Annotated in this window: 16 protein-coding genes; 10 read left to right on the forward strand and 6 right to left on the reverse strand. The window is 43.3% G+C overall.

Annotated elements, in window-relative coordinates; all coding sequences use genetic code 11:
• Window positions 1-546 precede the first annotated feature (546 nt).
• Both SWP_RS04225 and SWP_RS24085 read right to left on the reverse strand, forming a co-directional pair.
• Complete coding sequence (locus SWP_RS04225) at window positions 547-1,107, reverse strand: CBS domain-containing protein (RefSeq protein WP_020911140.1); 561 nt, start codon at window positions 1,105-1,107, stop codon at window positions 547-549.
• A gap of 504 nt (window positions 1,108-1,611) precedes the next feature.
• Window positions 1,612-1,779, reverse strand: a complete 168-nt coding sequence (locus SWP_RS24085; protein ID WP_187148535.1) for a hypothetical protein — start codon at window positions 1,777-1,779, stop codon at window positions 1,612-1,614.
• Window positions 1,780-2,028: 249 nt separating this feature from the next.
• On the opposite strand from SWP_RS24085, the gene SWP_RS04235 reads away from it, so the two are divergent.
• A complete protein-coding gene (locus tag SWP_RS04235; protein WP_044555655.1) occupies window positions 2,029-2,331 on the forward strand; it encodes a glutaredoxin family protein in 303 nt (100 codons plus the stop codon).
• Between the two features lie 269 nt (window positions 2,332-2,600).
• Here the strand turns inward: SWP_RS04235 and SWP_RS04240 are convergent, their stop codons facing one another.
• Window positions 2,601-3,764: a carcinine hydrolase/isopenicillin-N N-acyltransferase family protein gene (locus SWP_RS04240; RefSeq protein WP_020911144.1), complete on the reverse strand. Its 1,164-nt coding sequence runs from the start codon at window positions 3,762-3,764 to the stop codon at window positions 2,601-2,603.
• A 986-nt stretch (window positions 3,765-4,750) separates the two neighbouring features.
• Here SWP_RS04240 and SWP_RS04245 point away from each other — a divergent pair.
• Window positions 4,751-4,999, forward strand: a complete 249-nt coding sequence (locus SWP_RS04245) for a DUF3297 family protein (protein ID WP_044556270.1) — start codon at window positions 4,751-4,753, stop codon at window positions 4,997-4,999.
• Between the two features lie 254 nt (window positions 5,000-5,253).
• Entirely contained in the window at window positions 5,254-5,742 is a 489-nt protein-coding gene (locus SWP_RS04250; protein ID WP_020911146.1) for a hypothetical protein, read from the forward strand.
• A 445-nt stretch (window positions 5,743-6,187) separates the two neighbouring features.
• On the opposite strand, the gene SWP_RS04255 is transcribed toward SWP_RS04250, so the two are convergent.
• The gene (locus SWP_RS04255) at window positions 6,188-7,381 is read right to left on the reverse strand and encodes a serine hydrolase domain-containing protein (RefSeq protein ID WP_020911147.1); all 1,194 of its coding nucleotides are present in this window, start codon (window positions 7,379-7,381) and stop codon (window positions 6,188-6,190) included.
• A gap of 122 nt (window positions 7,382-7,503) precedes the next feature.
• Between SWP_RS04255 and SWP_RS04260 the strand changes: the two genes are divergently transcribed.
• Complete coding sequence (locus SWP_RS04260) at window positions 7,504-8,382, forward strand: LysR family transcriptional regulator (protein ID WP_020911148.1); 879 nt, start codon at window positions 7,504-7,506, stop codon at window positions 8,380-8,382.
• Window positions 8,383-8,675: 293 nt separating this feature from the next.
• Window positions 8,676-9,761: a DUF3083 family protein gene (locus SWP_RS04265; protein ID WP_020911149.1), complete on the forward strand. Its 1,086-nt coding sequence runs from the start codon at window positions 8,676-8,678 to the stop codon at window positions 9,759-9,761.
• A gap of 97 nt (window positions 9,762-9,858) precedes the next feature.
• Here SWP_RS04265 and SWP_RS04270 read toward each other — a convergent pair whose 3' ends face one another.
• The gene (locus tag SWP_RS04270; protein ID WP_020911150.1) at window positions 9,859-10,794 is read right to left on the reverse strand and encodes a LysR family transcriptional regulator; all 936 of its coding nucleotides are present in this window, start codon (window positions 10,792-10,794) and stop codon (window positions 9,859-9,861) included.
• Window positions 10,795-10,969: 175 nt separating this feature from the next.
• Between SWP_RS04270 and SWP_RS04275 the strand changes: the two genes are divergently transcribed.
• The 4 genes from SWP_RS04275 (at window position 10,970) to SWP_RS04290 (ending at window position 16,909) form a co-directional block, all read left to right on the forward strand.
• On the forward strand, window positions 10,970-12,427 hold the full coding sequence (locus SWP_RS04275) for an NAD-dependent succinate-semialdehyde dehydrogenase (RefSeq protein ID WP_020911151.1): 1,458 nt from the start codon (window positions 10,970-10,972) through the stop codon (window positions 12,425-12,427).
• A 30-nt stretch (window positions 12,428-12,457) separates the two neighbouring features.
• Entirely contained in the window at window positions 12,458-13,738 is a 1,281-nt protein-coding gene (gene gabT / locus SWP_RS04280; protein WP_020911152.1) for a 4-aminobutyrate--2-oxoglutarate transaminase, read from the forward strand.
• 142 nt (window positions 13,739-13,880) lie between these two features.
• On the forward strand, window positions 13,881-15,425 hold the full coding sequence (locus SWP_RS04285; RefSeq protein ID WP_020911153.1) for a glutamate synthase-related protein: 1,545 nt from the start codon (window positions 13,881-13,883) through the stop codon (window positions 15,423-15,425).
• 155 nt (window positions 15,426-15,580) lie between these two features.
• Window positions 15,581-16,909 carry an aspartate aminotransferase family protein gene (locus SWP_RS04290; RefSeq protein WP_020911155.1) on the forward strand — a complete coding sequence of 443 codons (1,329 nt, stop codon included), beginning with the start codon at window positions 15,581-15,583 and terminating at the stop codon, window positions 16,907-16,909.
• A gap of 123 nt (window positions 16,910-17,032) precedes the next feature.
• Here SWP_RS04290 and SWP_RS04295 read toward each other — a convergent pair whose 3' ends face one another.
• On the reverse strand, window positions 17,033-18,085 hold the full coding sequence (locus SWP_RS04295) for an alkene reductase (RefSeq protein WP_020911156.1): 1,053 nt from the start codon (window positions 18,083-18,085) through the stop codon (window positions 17,033-17,035).
• 141 nt (window positions 18,086-18,226) lie between these two features.
• Between SWP_RS04295 and SWP_RS04300 the strand changes: the two genes are divergently transcribed.
• Window positions 18,227-18,808, forward strand: coding sequence for a TetR/AcrR family transcriptional regulator (locus SWP_RS04300; protein ID WP_044555656.1), 582 nt, complete (start codon window positions 18,227-18,229; stop codon window positions 18,806-18,808).
• Window positions 18,809-19,023: the final 215 nt, after the last annotated feature.

The raw sequence follows: 19,023 nt of genomic DNA on the forward strand, positions 1-19,023 counted from the left end.
AACCTAACGCAGTATTAATAGAATAACGGCTTTCTATTAACATTTTGTTAACAACTGGTTGTCGGAAGATTAGCAGAGGTATGCTGGATATTGTATATTTCGCATGTTGAATATTTTTTGATAAAAATTTATTTATAAAGTGGATATGACAAAACTATGATTATTAATAGATTTTAATAAAACTGTAACATTATAATTATTGGTTATTTTATATACTACATCTGCTGTGCAGATTGTAATTTCCGGAGAAGGGAGCCAGTGAAAACAGATGGGAGACCTGAATATTTGTTGCGCCTTCAACTCCAAGCCATAGAAGTTGCTAGCTTTTTTATTTGTTTCACGACTAGAAATGACAAGGGCCAGCCAATACTGTTTTATGCAAGCATTAGCTTTTAGTTGATGAGTTGCTTGGTTCGCTATCAAGACGTAGGGATTGCGAGCGTATTGACTGTGGGAGGAGGGCAAACGGTTAGGCTTTATTTATTCCGTTTGCCAGTCTCAGTTTATTACTCGATGGGTTAGTCGGCGATGGTCGGTGCACCGATCTTAGTGTGCACTGCTAAATATTTGACTAAATGAAGGGCGCTGATGGATCTCAATTGGCATACTTAATTTTCGGGCCAAATCACTGGCTGCAATGAGTCCACGAATATGGTGTTGTTGGTGATCGATGACCAGCATATGGTGCAAACTATTTTCTTTTAATATACGCACGATGTCACTGACTTTTGCCGTAGAAATTTGCTCATAATCAAAAGCCTGAAGATCATCTCTGCTTACCATTACATCAGTAACGAGTAACTCTTCAATGGTATGGTTCATGTTTTTTGCTGTAAGTAGCATGTTGAGATCCGATAATTCATGCATAGTGATTACGCCCAGAAATTTATCATTCTTGTCGACGACAAGGCGCATATAGGCATGGGTTTTCTCCATAATTTTGCCAGTTTCAACTGCACTGGTTGATGCATCAACCACAATTGGACGAGCGACATCAAAATCGGTAAAAACCTCTAATGCAGGCGAGTCTAAGTAAGCGGTCTCTGTTTTGCTAGACCACAATAGATGATCGACAGAGGCGGTGCTAAATAATTGTAAATTTCTCATAAGTTAACTCCAGTGCATTAAAGGGTATTTGAGTATTATCGCCCTAGCTGCCAATTAGCAGCCTGTGCGGTTTTACAGAGGTGTTATCGAGAAAACCATCATCTCGAAAATAGAGAATGCGCCGCCTAAGCATGCAATTCAAGAAGATGAATAACAATTAACTTTGGTTAAGCAAATGCTTAAGTTGTAGGTGTTAATGTTAAAAATCCACAGCGGTAGCGATGATTAATACTATTATTAAGCAGGTGTTTTTAGGCAAGTAGTTACTTATTAAGTAGCTATTTCTAAACTGGTAAGTACAACTATGAAGTTGTCGAGGCTGCACTTAACCCTATATCAGTGAATATAAGTAATAAAGCTGAAAAATATTTTTAATTTCTCACTACTCATTATAATTGAGGCAGTTGTAGTTGCATCTTAGTGATTAGTGATAAGTGGAAGTTAAACTGACCTTCCACTTATATTTGGTGTTTAATATAAATTAATATAATGTTTTATATTAATTTAGTATCCTGCACACTTTTTAAACTCAGCTTCGCATACTCTTTCATTTGCACCAGCATCTCTTTCAACACACGCCATAAATTCAGCTAAACATGGTGAAATAGCAGAAGCGCCCGTAGAAATTCCAAGAGATAAAGCGAAAGATAGCATTAGTATTTTAGTTTTCATAATTAGTCCTTTAGTATTATTTAGTGTCCATTTAAATTTAATAACAGTATACAATTGCCGCTGTATATCCTTGGGCAAGTCATTAATATCTGGCTTTTGTTTAGTACAGTCAATAGTCATAAAGGCTTAATGGATTTTAATTTAGGTCATCATAAAGTGCTATTCGTTGCAACGGCTTATTTTGTTGTTGAGAATTGATTTTTGATGCTGTAGTTTTAAGTTGAATTATTAATATTGCTGAGTGCGACTATGAATTCAAAGGTAAAAGGGTTAATTAAAGCGATAGTTGTTTATTCATTGCTTATTATAGTGGGAACATCTGCAGGGTATGGGATTGTACTTGGGTATAATAAACTTAATGAGCCCAAAATTGTGCTTGTTGGTGACTATGGAGAACATTTTAAAAATACAGATAAAAAGGTGGTGATGTACGGTACTGACTGGTGCCCAGTGTGTAAGCGCACAAGAGATTTCTTTGCTAAGGAAGGTATCGAGTATAAGAGCTTAATCCAGAAAAAGACAGCGCTGCATTTCAGATGTATAGTCAATTAGAAGCAAATGGTTACCCTGTTTTTGTTATTGGCAATAAACGTATATTCGGTTTGGAAATAGACGAAATTAAAAGTGCTTTAGCTGAAGAAATATAGTTAATAGTTAGTTTGTCTACAACTCGAATAATATTAGAGAGTAAATATATTGTTTAACTATGTACTTTATTTTGGTCGCGCTCAACCTTTATGATGACTAAGTCCTTGTTCAATAGAAAGCGAACCATAGTGATCCGCTTTCTAATTGCTAGTATTACCTAAGGTTTTAAATTTTTAGTTGAAACAAACCTTGGTGTAATCGCCAAATTTAGGGTTGTCGCCTGATACATAGGCACAACCGGCTTTAGTATCAAATACCATCGACTCGACAGTGACGAAGTCTGAGTCATATTTTGTTAAGTTCAGTGGTTTTTGTTCTAAAATAAACTGCATTCCGCGCACCGTTCTCTCTTTGGCGTAGTTGATGAATATATTTGCCGCATCTTCACGGGCAAAGGTATCGGCAAATATCATATTTGCTTCTAGTTCGGTTTTATCCTCTAAGAATGTTGCTCGCATCTCAGCTGTATGATTGCCATGACCTATCCCTGACTCTCCGCGCACTAGGCGTGTACCGTTGGTCGTCATTTCGATTGCGCCATGGTCGCCATTATCGTCGGCTATGGTGAAGCTAATCGCTACCGGAGTGGTGTAATCTTTTAGTTTATTGAAAGCGTCTTCAACGCTTTTTGAAGCTGTGATTGCTGCAAACACTGCATCGGGGGTGACCACATTTTTAGTCTCTACAGTGGCTGACGGTGCACTTGGTTCACCCATAAAGTTTAAAACTGCAGCAACGTGTTTACCCATGCCTTGAAAGTGACCGCCATCGGTTGCTAAGAATATACGCTCGTCAGTTTTGATTACTGTAGTTTCAGCTGTTAAAAGGTTATTGATGTTCATATCATTGTTTTGTGCAACGATACCTGCTTCAGCAAAAGCGAGTGTGGTACAACCACGCATAGTCTCTACGGCACCTTGCAGCATGGTTAAATTATCACCCGCAGTGACAAAGCTTTTGTTAATGTCCCAGTCAGCTTGTGCAATTGCAGCATAAAGTTCATGGACTTTAACACCCTTTATTTCGGCTTGGCGTTGCATCAACTCAGCATATTTTGGTGCGATGGCTTGGTTGTTTGCCACTGCATTTACTGCAATGTCCAATACGGTTTGTTCAGGCGTTAGGCGGTGTAGAGTTGCTAGATGTTGCGCCAGTGCTTCTTGCCCTTTTCCTGACAAGTCAACGACTTCTGCGCCCACTTGATGTGCGGTGCGATCTGGTGCGTAATAATCTAGCGCTTCCCCAGGTGCTTGCTTTGCTGAGGCAGCGAAAGAAAAGGTTCCGATAGTGCTAGCTAGAGCAACGGCAACGGTAAGTGTTTTGATAGAGTTTTTCATAATGTGACCCTCGTTTTAAATATTCTTGATTGTTGAAAACAAGGTTATTATCTATAAGTTTTTAAATACTTGTTAATAGCTTTCCTATGGTTTATCCATAGGGTTGTAGGAGAGTGAGGCATGAAGGCTAAATGGACTACAGTTAAATTCTCAGGGCTTTTTAAGAGAGTTAGATCGGAGCATCGATAAAAGCAAACTTAGTCTGTGTTCGCAGCATTGATAATTTTAAGTACCAGGCGGATATCTTAGTGTTGCAGAACTTAGCTTATTGAAGGCTAGGATAGGGAGATCCAGAGTGGATTTTTAAGTTAGCTAAATTGATTGGCATAGTAAAACTGGAGTATATAGAAAATCGTGTTATTTAAGACTTACTGTATCTCTTTGTCGTTGAACATTACTGAGCGATGCCAATAAGGTCTGCATCGACTTTGACACTGGCCCACTCACGATCAATTTCCCGAGCAACAATATCGGCAGTCTCATCTTGAAAGTTATATGGTTAACCACCGATAGCTTAAGTCATTTTAACTTTTAGAGTAACGTGCGAATCATCTCCCAAATCTAGTGCTTGTTTAACAGAGTGAAAGCTTGAGGTGCATTTGGAACTAGACCCCAGCGCGCTGTATTGCGCGGGTGACGACAGCCACTCAGTGCATTGGGTGTTGCTGTGTGCAGGCTTGATGCTAGCGCTAGAATGCTGCTAATGAGTTATATTTTTTATGTTTTCTCCTTATTTTCTCTACAAAATTTAGCTAAGTCACAGCGGCAGAAATTAGTATTAATACAGGCTAAGGCGTTAATTTAACTATTATGCTTAATAGATACAGTTAGCTTCTATAGCTAAAATTGATACGAGCGTTGAATGAGTAATATTAATTATTATGTAGGGTGACAACACACATTTATTGCGGTCGCTATTGAGCATAAGGATGCTATTGCCTACAATGGCGCACGATTTGTTTTATTTTTTACTACAGGCCACTACCATGACCGACACGACTTCAAAACCTGCTTTACCTGATCGCCTATCCGTTAACCCACGTAGCAAGCACCATGTGGAAGCTATTTTTGAGCACGATATTGGTATTAAGCTTAATGACAAAGAGCGTTTTGATGTTGAAGAATATTGCATCAGTGAAGGTTGGGTAAAAGTGCCATCACATAAAGCGTTAGACCGTCGTGGCCAACCGCTTATGATGACAGTTAAAGGAACGGTTGAAGCCTTCTACAAGTAAGAGTTGTTACTTACATGAGTAAGCATTACTTAGCTCTATATCCCTAAGTATTCAAATGCTTGCTAATAAAGCGGATCAAATGATCCGCTTTTTTTATACACGGATGTATCTATCCCAGCTCTTCAAGGTAATGAAAGAGAAAGAGCGTAACACGGCGCTATTTCCGCAGGCTCATCATTGAAGATATAAAATAAAGTACGCAAAAACGGGGCGAGGAAGTAGACTAAACAAAGTGTTATTACAAGGAGGGGAGTATGTTCACTCGTTTTGTACTAAACCTTATCGCGGTCGCTATCTGTACTGTTTTGTTATTGGTTGCTAAGCCTGTCATGTCTGACGTCATCGCCGATAATGCTAACATTACGATTAAGCTGGATCGTTACCTTGGAGGAAATGATACTAAGTTGGCTGCTAAGGCGGCGCTTAGCTTTAACTTCAGTAATGGTGCAAGCGAGAATGTATGCAGTATTATTACTACCGACAGTTACTTGCGCTATTCGAATAATCGACTGGAGAATATTAACCTCAGTGAACCCAATTTCTTTTTTGATTGCCATTGGGACGACACCTATTACTTCCTATCTAAACGTTATCGAACTTATGCTGAAGTTATCATCAAACAGCCCGATAACCAGTTCCCGATGTCGATGCATATTGAGGCTAAACTTGTCAGTTTAACAGGCGAGAGAGCAACAATTATTAGCGGAGATATCCCTCTTAAAAGAACAATTGCGAAAAAGTAAAGTTTTGCAGAAAAGTAGTGCTAGTGGCTTTGCTCTATAAGGATACAACCTATGAATATGAGCAAGAAATAATAGTTATCGAATAACGGTTGAAGAGATTATTACAGCGGCTGATAGGACTGCTAGAGCCCTTGAGTTTGACGATAGGGAAGACCTGTTTCAGCTGGTAGATAATTTAGCGTACTAGCGAAATAGAACAGACGCTTGCTGTTAGGTTAGCCGTCGCTCTTTGCTTATTGGGGCCAATGTTGGTACAGAATCGTAAGCCCCAATTTTTGTCGAATTTATGCCGCATTTTAAAACATTTATGCTGCAATTAAAGAATACTATTAAGTCTAAACTGGGCTGAGAAGTCGTTTGATTGTTCCACACTTAGCAGTGGCCAGGAGCCTAAAATCAGCCGCTCATTGGGTGACGGCTGATGCTGTTTAGGCTGACAGAACGGTTATTTTTTGGCTCGCAGATGTTTAACGACATCAAAGGCGGCTTGGTATTCTTTGTTAAAGTGATCGTATGGTGCGGGCAATTCAGACTGCACCATGCTGTTGATTGCGATGATGGTGCCAGACTCAGGGTCAGCCCAAATTAATTGTCCCGCCCAGCCACTGTGACCTACACCATATTCATTCATAATGGCTGACTTATAGTAATGACTGTCTATATGGGTCAGCTGCGCCGGAACAGGCTGACCGGCTTTTGCAGCATCTTTGATATCTTTTGCTACTTGAGCTTTATTGCTAATCAGCAAACGGCCATAACGTGCAAAGTCAATGGTCGATGACATCATTGAAGCGCCAACTACTGGTGTGCCAGCAAAATCGGTACCCATGAACATGGTGTTTTCTCCGCCAACTTCATGAAACAGATCGCGGACTTGTTTAGCTAAAGGCTCGCCGGTTGCAGCTTCTACTAACCAGCCAACAACGCTAGTATTAATGGTGGCGTAGTTAGCTATTTCGCCCTGCCATTCATTGCTGTCGCCCATTGATGTAATTGACTCGATCCACTCACGTAATTCCATGCGATCGTCATTTCGTTGCATACCTATAACGCTTTCGTCTTTGTCAAAATTAGCCAGTGCGTCTTTATCACCTGTGTAAGCTGCTAGCTCAGCCACTGAGTGATTTACATTCATCGCGGCAACATCACCGACAGTTCGACCTCTAAAACCACTGCCTATACTCGGTATATATTGTTCTACTTTGTCAGTAAGCTTTATTTTGCCCGCTGCAATGGCCTTATTTAGCAGGATATAGCCTATCGATTTAGTTGAAGACTGATCTGAAAAGGTGGTGCTTCTGTCGTGGCCGTTTCTATATTGTTCCAACAGCACATCTCCCTCGCTATTCATAATGACCACTGAGCCCGTGGCTGGATGATTCAATAAGCGAGCGAGTGACGGGATCTCATGCAGCTCATAATCTCGCTTTTGGTGGTTAACTTGAAACACATCTTGGGCATTCACTGCCAGCATATTAGGATAAAAATCTTTCATCTGTGCTTGGCCGATATGGCGCTGCTGCTGCCAAGTATCAATATTTAGTGGTACTTGGTTTGACGGAGTATTGTTAGCTTGTGCTAAGCCCATAGTTGTTGCTAAAGAAACTGCGATCGCTACTGCTCTAATGTTCACCTTCATAGTGGTATTCCTCAAATTGGTTAATAGCTGTTGTTGAATTTATCGTTATTATCTATAGTTGTTTCGATACTAGTTAATAGGTTTCCTATGGTTTCACCATAGGGTTGGTTTGAGGGAACATCATGATTAAGCCTGATTTACTCAAATGCTTTATTGCAGCTGCTGATACCGGTTCATTTTCTGCAGCGGGTCGATTGATCGGAAAACACCTCGCTACGGTTAGCGGTAATATTGCGCGTTTAGAAGATGAACTTGGGGTGCTCTTATTTGACCGTGACGGTAAATACCCGCAACTGACCGAAGCTGGCTTAAACCTTTATGATGGCGCCAAGGTTGTAGTGGATAGTGTTGAGCGTTTTACCCGTAATGCCAACCAGCTTTCTGCGGGAGTGCCTGCCACTTTTACATTAGCTATTGATGAAAATATTGATTTCCAACCAATCGCTAAGATCCTTAAACAGGCACAACAACAGTGGCCATATTTGCGTTTTAATGTCGTTTGCCAATGTGTCAGTGACATTTTTGCGGCCGCGCGCGAGGGTGAGGTAGACTTAGCACTGACTCCGAGCCTTGAGGGAAACAGCCAGTTTTACGAGTTTCAAGCGATTGGACATTGCGACATAGTGATAGCGTGTAGTAAGCAGCATCCACTGGCTAAAAAACGTCAAATCACTAATGACGACTTAATGGCGCATACACAAATATTAGGTAGCGCACTGGATAAGCAAGACTCTTTATATCAAGTGAGTAAAATGTCGCCTTCAGTGTGCTGTGTAAATGGTTACCACAATACGTTGCAACTGGTGCAAGCTGGTGTAGGTTGGGCGATGCTTTTTGCGCCGCAGCAAACGTCTGTAGCTGACATTAAAATTTTGGCTCCTGAGTTTATGCAAACTCAGATGCAGATCCAATATGACCTTATCTGGCCGAAAAATCAGCCGTTAAATGAAGTGCATCAATTCTTTATCAAAGGTATTAAACCGATTTTTTCTAAGGCTTAATGCCTATTTTCAAGCTAGTTAATACGTTAAGTGCCGTGTCTTTTTCACTCCTGAATCACCGCAGGAGCATATCTTCAGCTCGATCCATTCATTAGTTGTTCAATTGAAGCTTATCGTTTTTATCGACGGGGCAAATGTAAGCAATTTGTATTCTAAATTTAAGAATTAAATCATATTCGAGGCGTATTGTGTTGCTACTAGGTAAAGTGTGGTCTACCGCAGCATTCTTAATATCGTTTAACGCTACCATTAGCATCGAATTATGCATGGTTAACTTATCTCAAGGAGTATTTATGTCCCTTAGCCATCAGCAAAAAGTGTACATTCCCAAGGACGTTAGAAGTAATCAGTACATCACCGCAGAAATTAAAGTCACCGATGCGTTGCTGGCCCATTTCCCAGATTACAAAACCTGCTATCAAACGCTAAGCCGCAATATCTTCAAGCTTGCGGATCAGACTGAGCTACACAATGTCCATGTGATCACCAACGATAAGTTACCAGTAGTCCGTTTTCATACTGAAGCCTATTGTTTCCCTACCGCGGAACAGATTGTCTTTTTCTATAACCCGGAATACCATGAAGCCCAAAGCTTGCACAGCCAAGATGATTACAAGGCGCGTAAGATCCGCATCGTATTCTTGGCGACGGGTGAAGATATTCGAGCAAACTCAGCGAGCTTCCATATCAAGGTTCAATCCTTTCTTGGCAAGTTGACACCGCTGTTACCAGAGAAAGATCTGACGATTAAAATTCGTGATCACCAACATTTGTCTTACGATCTGTTTGCAGCGGCGAAAGGTAATAAGGCGACCTATGGTTACAAATTGCGATCTATTAGCAATAGGTACAGTGCAAGAAGTTGCCCTTTGCCTGAAGGCCACGGCTCATTGTGCTATGTCACGGTAAAACTACCATTAAGTCGTCAGTTAAAGCAGTCGACATTAGCTGAAGCGACTGATGACTTCACGCCTTTATATCAAAAGCTTGAAGATGCCTTTGTTCAAGCAACGGCCGCCAAGCAACTGAATCGAGTGGCTATGGTGGCTAACGGATTGACTCCGCTGGTACGCAATAGTAAGTACGATCAAGTTGATGGTACTGACGAAGTGCAAATGCTTGGTTTTGACCCTAATATCGAAGAGCAGCAGTTTATTAGCCACTGGGATGGCAGTCGCTTAGTTGAAATGGTGAGCTTTACCATTGCGGCTGGTGCACAAGATTCAAAAGATGGCGCTCTTGGCCGTTACTTGAATCGCGTTGAAGAAGCCCTTAAGCGTTTAACCTCAGAGCTTGAATTAGATAGATCACGCGATGACCTTATCGTGAGGTTCCATCAGCATATTAGCTATCAAGTGCCAGAGCAGCTAATAAGTTAGTCTGCACATAAGATGTAAGTGGGAGTGTTTTTCCCACTTACTTTGTGCTTGATATTGCTCTCATTGAAGCGCTTTATTTTCTTCTACATCGCTACCACTATTGGCTAAATACCTCGTTAAAGATGCTTTTAAGCAATTCAACTTTACTGGTTTCCCGTGGATTATGTTTACACACCATTGACAGATTAAATTGATAGCTGGCGCTGTGTTGATGAATAATTTTTAGCTGCTTAGATGCCAGCTCTTGCTGGATATAGCTAAGGGGCAGATAGCCGATATAGCAGCCTGACAGGATTAAGGTTTTACGGGTATCAAACTGATAAGCCTTAGCGGAGAGGTTTAGGCGTTTTAATTGCTCCCTGCCATCAATATCAATATCAACACCAGGATGAACAGCGGGGACTTGAGCGAGCATGTCGGCACTTATCTCACCATCTTCTAGGGTGAAAAAGGGATGGGAATGGCCGCAACAAAGGTAAATAGGTTCATTGTAAATCGTCTGATAATCCAGCCCTTCAACCTGCTGATAGCTTGGTAATAGCCCAATATGTGCTTTCTCTTTTAGTAGACATTTCTCGATATGTTTAAGGGCTTCATTATCGAGTACCAGGTGCAGCTGTGGTTGAGTGCGGTGCACTTTCTCAATGACTTGAGCCAGCTTTAACTGCATGCGGGTATCGAGCTGGTCGGCACAAAGTATAATAAGTTCACCACTCAACTCTTCACCTAAGTTATTAACCAGTCTCGAAAAGTCATTGAGTGAATCAAATAGCTCAATGCAAGCATGATAAACCGCTTGGCCATCTTCAGTCAGTGCAAACCCTCCTCGGCCACGGCTGCACAGTTTTAGTTTCATACGGCTTTCTAGATTAGACATATGCACGCTAATTGTTGAGCGAGTGACGCCAAGCTCAGCTTCCGATGCGGAAAAGCCGCCATTTTCAACAACGGTGCGAAAGATCCGCAGTAAACGTAGATCATATTCAGTCACTGCTTTGGGGATGATTGAGCTTTTGCTACTCGTTTTTATCATCTGCTTATCTTCCAATTAGGATAAAGTTTTATCGCCATAAAACATAAGGTTTGTTGTTTTGTATTTAACCCGAGTTACTTTTACGATTCAATAGCAATATGAATTTTTAAAGCCTGTTTAGTTTTGCCAAAGAAACGGGCTCCATCATTAGATGAAATGACGCGCAGGAGAGATTATGCACCAAGTGAATGATTCAGGATTAGTGAAGCTGAGCTCTTACATTGACGGTCAATGGAGTGAAGGGCTGGAGCGTTTCGATGTGATTAACCCTGCCAATGATCAAGTTGTTGCGCAGGTAGCTAATGCGGGCACGGCTGAAACAGAAGCTGCAATTGTTGCCGCTAAGCGTGCTTTACCTGCTTGGTCAAAGCGCTCGGCTAACGAGCGGGCGGCAATTATGCGCCGTTGGTTTGAGCTAATGATGGCAAGCCAAGATGACCTAGGGCGTATTTTAACGCTGGAGCAAGGTAAGCCTATAGCTGAAGCAAAAGGCGAAATAGCCTATGGCGCAGCCTTTATTGACTGGTTTGCAGAAGAAGGCAAGCGAGTATACGGAGATACGATTCCCGCGCCAGCCAGTGATAAGCGTATTGTAGTGATTAAGCAACCTGTTGGCGTGGTCGCATCGATCACCCCTTGGAACTTTCCCAATGCCATGATTGCTCGTAAAGCAGCTGCGGCGTTAGCTGCGGGTTGCACCTTTGTGGTTCGTCCATCACCGTTAACACCACTTTCAGCTTTAGCGATGGCAGAGCTTGCAGAGCGAGCAGGTGTCCCTGCTGGAGTGTTAAATGTGGTGGTTGGTGAAGATGCGGTTGGCATGGGCAAAGTACTAACCGAGCATCCAGATGTGGCAAAATTTACTTTCACCGGCTCTACTGCTGTGGGCAAAATACTAATGACCCAAACCGCTAGCAGTGTGAAAAAAATATCGATGGAACTTGGTGGCAATGCACCTTTTATCGTGTTTGATGACGCCGATATTGATGCTGCGGTGCAAGGCGCAGTTATCTCAAAGTATCGAAATGCTGGTCAAACTTGTGTTTGTACAAACCGTATTTTAGTGCAGCAGGGGATCGCTCAAGAGTTTACTGATAAGTTTGCTGCTGCAGTTGCCGAATTACAGGTCGGTGATGGTTTTGCTGATGGGGTTAATGTAGGCCCGATGATCAGTGCGCAGGCAGTTGCTGGAGTCGATAAATTGGTGCAAGACACACTTGCGGCTGGGGCTAGTTTGCTTAGTGGCGGTAAGGTCAGTAGCGCTGGTAGTCACTTTTATGAGCCTACCATAGTGACAGGTGTGACGAATGATATGCCACTGGCCAGGAATGAGATTTTTGGACCGGTAGCCCCGATCATCAGTTTCGAAACTGAGGAGCAAGCTCTGACACTGGCGAATGACACTGAGTATGGCTTAGCGGCGTACTTTTATTCTCGTGATATTGGCCGAGTTTGGCGTGTCGGTGAAGGGCTAGAGTACGGCATGGTTGGCGTTAACGAAGGTATTATTTCAAATGCAGCAGCACCATTTGGCGGAGTGAAGCAATCGGGCAATGGTCGTGAAGGCTCTAAGTATGGTCTAGATGATTATATGGAAATAAAGTATCTGTGTATGGGTGGCCTAGAAAGTTAATCACTTGTCAGTATCAATAGGATTAAAGTAATGACAAACATCAGCTTGCAAGAGAGAAAAGTTAAGGTGATCGCTCGCGGTCAAGGCAATGTGTATCCGGTATATGTTGATAGAGCCGATAACGCTGAACTATGGGATGTTGATGGCAATCGTTATATCGATTTTGGCACGGGGATCGCCGTATGTAATACCGGTCATAGCCACCCAAAAGTGGTGGCTGCAGTTAAAGAGCAACTCGATAAGTTTAGTCACAGCTGCGTGATGGTGAATCCTTATGAATCAGCGGTTGAGCTGGCAGAAAAATTGACCGAACTGGCCCCTGGCGATAGTGACAAAAAAGCTATTTTCGTTACTACGGGCGCTGAGGCTGTAGAGAACTGCGTCAAGATAGCGCGGGCTCATACTGGGCGCCGTGGAGTGATTGCATTTAATGGCGGTTTTCATGGCCGAACCAATCTGACCATGGCTTTGACGGGAAAAATTAGCCCTTATAAGCACTTATTTGGGCCTTTTCCTGGTGACATATATCACGCCCCCTTTCCAACTGAGCTACACCATGTATCAGTGAAAGCATCGCTGAAAGCACTCGAGAACTTGTTTAAAGTCGATATCGCACCCACAGATGTTGCGGCCATTATTGTTGAACCTGTGCAAGGGGAAGGCGGCTTTTATGCTGCACCTGCAGAGTTGTTACAAGCGCTACGAGCATTGTGCGATACACACGGTATTGTGCTTATTGCTGATGAGATCCAGACAGGCTTTGGCCGCACTGGCAAGATGTTTAGCTTTGAGCATGCAGAGGTTGAGCCAGATCTCATCACCATGGCTAAGGGAATTGCGGGTGGTTTTCCAATAGCGGCAGTAGTAGGTAAAAGTGACATCATGGATGCGCCGCTCCCCGGTGGGCTTGGTGGTACTTATGGTGGCTCGCCAGTAGGCTGCGTAGCAGCCCTTGCGGTACTTGAAGTGATTGAGGAGCAGGGGCTAGTCAAACGTGCAGATCAGATTGGTCAAATCTTTAATGAGCAGCTTTCATTGCTGCAATCTCGCTATCCTAAGGTGATTGCAGAAGTTAGAAATCAAGGCGCGATGATCGCTATTGAACTAGTTTGCGATGGCGATAATGAACAGCCAAATACTAAACTGACACAAGCGATAATAGCTAAAGCGGCTGAACATGGACTGATACTGCTAGCGTGTGGCTTTTATGGCAATGTTATTCGGTTCTTGCCTGCTCTAACTATTGCGGATGAGTTAATTTATGAGGGCTTAGACAAATTTACTCAGTTGTTTGCTGAACTGACTGACTGAAGCGAGTAAACAAAATGATAGGGCTTGATAGACGTTGACTATCAAGCCCTTTTTTGTGGCTACAAAATGGGGAAATTGAATAATCTTGCCTATGCTTATTTGATAGGAACGCGAGTCAAATAAAATCATAAAGGAAATGATCATGGCAAACCCAATTGTGGCAGCAATAATCCCTAAAAATGTCAGTCTTAATAAAGGGGAGGAGTATTACTTTTGCACTTGTGGCCGCTCTAAGAGCCAGCCTTTTTGCGATGGCTCCCATGCTGGCACAGAGTTTACCCCAAAAGCGTTTACCGCTGAGCAAACAGGGGATGCGTATTTGTGCCAGTGTAAGCATACCGCTAACCCTCCCTATTGTGATGGCAGTCATAAACAGTTTGATAAACAACAAATTGGTAAAGAGGGGCCAGGTGTACAGATCCAAGCTGCAACAATGCCAATTGCAACGGCGACCAAAGAGGAACCTACGGTTGAATTTATTCATCAGTTAGCACGAGATGGCCTATCGAAAGTCGGACACCATGGACCGATGACCTCTATGGGAGTGCCGCGCTACCAGCTACCAGAATGGGATCAACTACAGATAATGACAGCGCAGATGGCATGTAAACCCTTGCAAGAGAATGTTGTAGTCAGCACTGAGTTAGTGATTGGTCCGAAGGCTAAAAAGCCTCTACGACTTAACATTCCGTTATTTGTCTCAGATATGAGTTTTGGGGCACTTTCTGAAGAGGCTAAGATAGCTTTGGCGAAAGGAGCAGAGCTGGCAGGCACTGGTATTTGTTCTGGGGAAGGTGGCATGTTGCCAGAGGAGCAAGCTGCTAATAGCCGTTATTTTTATGAACTGGCTAGCGCCGAATTTGGTTTTGATGAAGCGAAGCTTAAGAATGTACAAGCCTTCCACTTTAAAGGTGGTCAAGGGGCTAAAACAGGCACGGGAGGGCACCTTCCCGGCAATAAAAATGTCGGCAAAATAGCCGAAGTGAGAGGCATAGAGGCCGGTACTGCAGCAGTTTCACCACCGACTTTTAAGGATCTGGTAAGTGTTACTGATTTCAAATTGTTTGCTGATCGTGTACGCCAAATCACAGGTGGGATCCCTATCGGTTTTAAACTGAGTGCTAACCATATCGAAGCAGACATTCAGTTTGCACTTGATGCCAGTGCTGACTACATTATTTTGGATGGTCGCGGAGGAGGCACCGGTGCTGCACCTGAGATGTTTCGTGATCATATTAGTGTGCCAACAATCCCCGCACTGGCGCGGGCCCGAAAGTATCTCGATCAGCAGGGGGCTAGTGGCCGAGTGACCTTGATTATTACTGGCGGATTAAGAGTTCCAATCGATTTTGTAAAAGCGCTCGCTCTTGGCGCTGATGGGGTTGCGGTATCAAACAGTGCTATGCAATCGATTGGCTGCGTGGCGGCGCGTATGTGTAATACTAACAATTGCCCCGCTGGGATTGCCACCCAGAGAAAAGATCTCCGTCAGCGATTAAACATAGAGAAATCTGCCACTCAACTGCAAAACTTTTTCCAAGCTTCGACTGAGTTAATGTCTGTGATGGCTAGAGCTTGTGGCCATGACTCATTAGCTAAGTTTAATCAGCATGATTTGGCTACTTGGCATAAGGAAATGGCTGAACTTTCGGGGGTTAAATACTCAGGGGTCAGCGAGTTAAAGTAGGGTTTTAATGCCAGTATTGCTAACTAGCTTTGAGTGGCGATTGTTTCCATTTCAATTGCTGGTTAGCGATAAAGAGATATTCATCACCAATATGGTCAATTGATATTGTGATCTGTATCATACGCGCCAGATAATTTCATATTAAGACTGACAAGATGAGCCAAATCAATAAACCTGCGACCAATGCACTGCTAAAACAAGCCCATAACAACATGCCTTTAGGCGTTGCTGATAGCTACCGCTATTGGGGTGAAGACAATACTGTATTTGTGAAAAGTAGCTTGGGTTGCACCATTACAGATGCTGACGATCAACAGTTTATTGATTTTCGTCTCGCTTATGGTCCAATCATTTTGGGTTACCGCGATAGCCGTGTAGATCAAGAGGTGGTTGCGGCGATAACCGAGCGCGGCACCATTTCAGGTTTCTCAACCGATTTAGACTCGCAAGTGGTTGAACTGATAAAGCTGATGTGCCCAAATATAGAGAAGATGCGTTTTGCAAATTCTGGCACTGAAGCTGTTATTGGCGCCGTGCGCACAGCCCGTGGTTTTAGTGGCCGCAACAAAATTGTTGTCGTAGAAGGTGGTTTTCATGGCCTATACGACGAGATGATGTGGAAATCAGATGTTGATAACTGGGATAACACCACTGAAGCTGCACCTAAGATAGCCTCTTTTGGTGGCGGAATTCCTGAGGCGAGCCGTGAGCATTTAGAGACGGTACCGCTAAATGACTTTGCTGCTATTGATGAAGTATTTGCCCGCGTGGGTGAAGACATTGCAGCTATCGTCATTGAACCAATTTTGGGTAACTGTGGCAGTATCGCCTCTAGCCAAGAGTACATGCAGAAGTTACGTGATATCTGTGATGCTAACGGCAGCTTGTTGATTATGGATGAGGTTAAAACAGGTTTTCGCGTCGCAAAAGGCGGCGCTCAAGCACTTTATGGGATCCATGCAGATTTGACCACCTATGCTAAAGCAATGGGCAATGGTTACCCAGTTGCCGCTTTTGGCGGTCGAGCCGATGTGATGGACGTGATTAGCTTTAACAAAAAGGGGGTCACCCACGGTGGTACTTATACCGCGAATATGATTGCTCTTAGTGCAGCCAAAGCGACACTGACTATTTTGAATGAGAGTGATGCGTATGACAGTATCAATAAAGCCGGCGCAGATATTCAGCAAGTATTGTCACGGGTATTTAGTAAGCACGGTATCGAGCATAAGTTTGCTGGCCCTGATGCGATGTTTGGTATCCATTTTGGCAGCCAAGTACCGCAAAACTACCGTGATTGGAAGCAAACGGATAGTGAGCTATACACTGAGTTTGCGATGAACCTGATACAGAGCGGTATTATGCTAGAACCTGACTCACGTGAGCCTTGGTTTATTTGTGAGGCCCATAAAGATATCGACTTGGCCAAGCTAGAGCAGATTGCTGATGCTGCCATGGAAAAGGCGATTGCCGAGCGCAGTTAAGTTTTAGCATTGTTAACTTGCAGTTGGTATTAGGGATAAAAAAAGAGGTTAACCATAGGGTTAACCTCTTCTGTCTCAAAAGTAGCTAATAAGACACAGGTTGATGATCTTTACGTAAAACTTTTATACCAAGCTGGTTAGCATCTCATCTGAATATGACACTAGTTCGTTGCCTTGCCTTACTTTGGCAACATAATCTGGGTTAGCAATAAAGGGTCTACCAATGGCAAGCAGATCGAATTGGTTGTTACTAATTGCCGCACTGCCCGTTTCGGCACTATAACTGCCAACTCCCACCAAGGTTTTGCTGTAAACACTGCGCACATAACTTGAAGCGCTGCCGCCTAGATAGTCAAACTGCATCGCATCGTCAAAAATACCGATATGTAAGAAAGCTAAGTCACGCTGCTCTAGCTCTGCTAAAAAGTAGTCAAAAACGGCGCGATCTCTATCGTCGCTCGCCATATTAAAATAAGCCCCAGGGGACACTCTAAGAGCGGTTCTGTCGTTGCCGATGCGGGCGCAAATTGCATCGACCACGGCCAATGGGAAGCGCGCCATATTTTCAGGGCTTTGACCATATTCATCGCTGCGATGGTTACTACCGTGATGTAAAAACTGATCGATGAGGTAACCGTTTGCACCGTGGATCTCAACGCCATCAAAACCTGCATCAATTGCATTGGCCGCCGCTTGCCCATAATCAGCGATTAATTGCGTTATTTCATCATGGCTAACAGCTTTCGGAACTTGATAACTGAGCTCACGCATTCTAGGCACACTGCCTTCAACGGCAATAGCCGATGGAGCCAATACGTCACTGGTGCCTGACTTTTCGAAAAAGTACGGGTGAGCGACTCGACCTGTATGCCAAAGTTGGGCGAATATTTTGCCACCTGCTTGGTGAACGGCATCGGTAACTGTGCGCCAGCCATCGATTTGTGCCGCGGTAAATAAGCCGGGAGTATTGGGGTAGCCTTGTCCATCGGGGCGAATAATTACCGCTTCAGAGATGATAAGTCCAGCTTCTGCACGGCGGGCGTAGTAATCAGCCATTGCCTGAGTCGGCACTAATTCATCGTCTGCCATGCAACGAGTCAAAGGGGCCATAAGAATGCGATTGTCTAAGGTAATGGTCTCGTTGAGTGCAAATGGTTGAAATAGATTGTCAGTCATGGTGATCTCCGTTTCTTGAATGAACATTCAAGATATTCTTATTTGAATAATCATTCAAGTATTATTTTGAACAAACATTCAAAATTAAGTACACTGAGGTTATCGCGTTTAGACAAGTTAACCTTTGGAGCCTCAGACCGCATGCGCAATGCCGAATTTGATAGAGAAAAAGTATTGAGATCTGCGATGACCGCTTTTATGGATAAAGGTTATGGCAAGACCAGTATGCAAGATTTGACCAAAGCCACGGGGTTGCACCCAGGCTCTATCTACTGTGCATTTGATAATAAACGTGGTTTGTTGATTGCAGCATTAGAGCAATATAAAACTGATAGAAGTGCCGAATTCCAGCAATTTTTCTCAGGGAACCACACTGTACTTGTTGAGCTAAAAGCGTATCTGGACAACATAGTGCAGGAGTGCATTAGCTGTGAAGCTGCAAAAGCCTGCTTATTGACTAAAGCGCTCAATGAGATGGCGCAGCAAGATGAAGATGTGCAAAAAATCATTACTGAGAATTTAGCGAATTGGCAGCAGGGGATTGCAGACGTGATTGCTAAGGCTCAGGCTAATGGGGAGCTCAGTCACGAACGTGATAGCCAGCATCTGGCGCGCTTCTTAGTCATGGGGATTTATGGCTTACGAACCTTTGCCCATACTCATCCGGAGGCTGAGACGCTACAACAGCTTGCGGAGCAACTTTTCGCTGACGTTACAGCTTAGCCTTCAATAAAGTTGGTGTACTTATGCCGACTGCTACGCTTATAAAAGATTTCCATTATTGCGCTAAATGGTGTTTGAGCTACCGCTAGCTGTTTGTTGATGGATTGTAATTTTAACTGGGATCATCTACCCTGTTTGTTCATTTTAAGGGCATTGCATAATGGTTTAAGGAGTATAACGCGAGCGATTATACTCAGTGCAGTAGCTACAGGAGA

Origin of the sequence: Shewanella piezotolerans WP3 (assembly GCF_000014885.1) — a bacterium.
GTDB lineage: Bacteria > Pseudomonadota > Gammaproteobacteria > Enterobacterales > Shewanellaceae > Shewanella > Shewanella piezotolerans.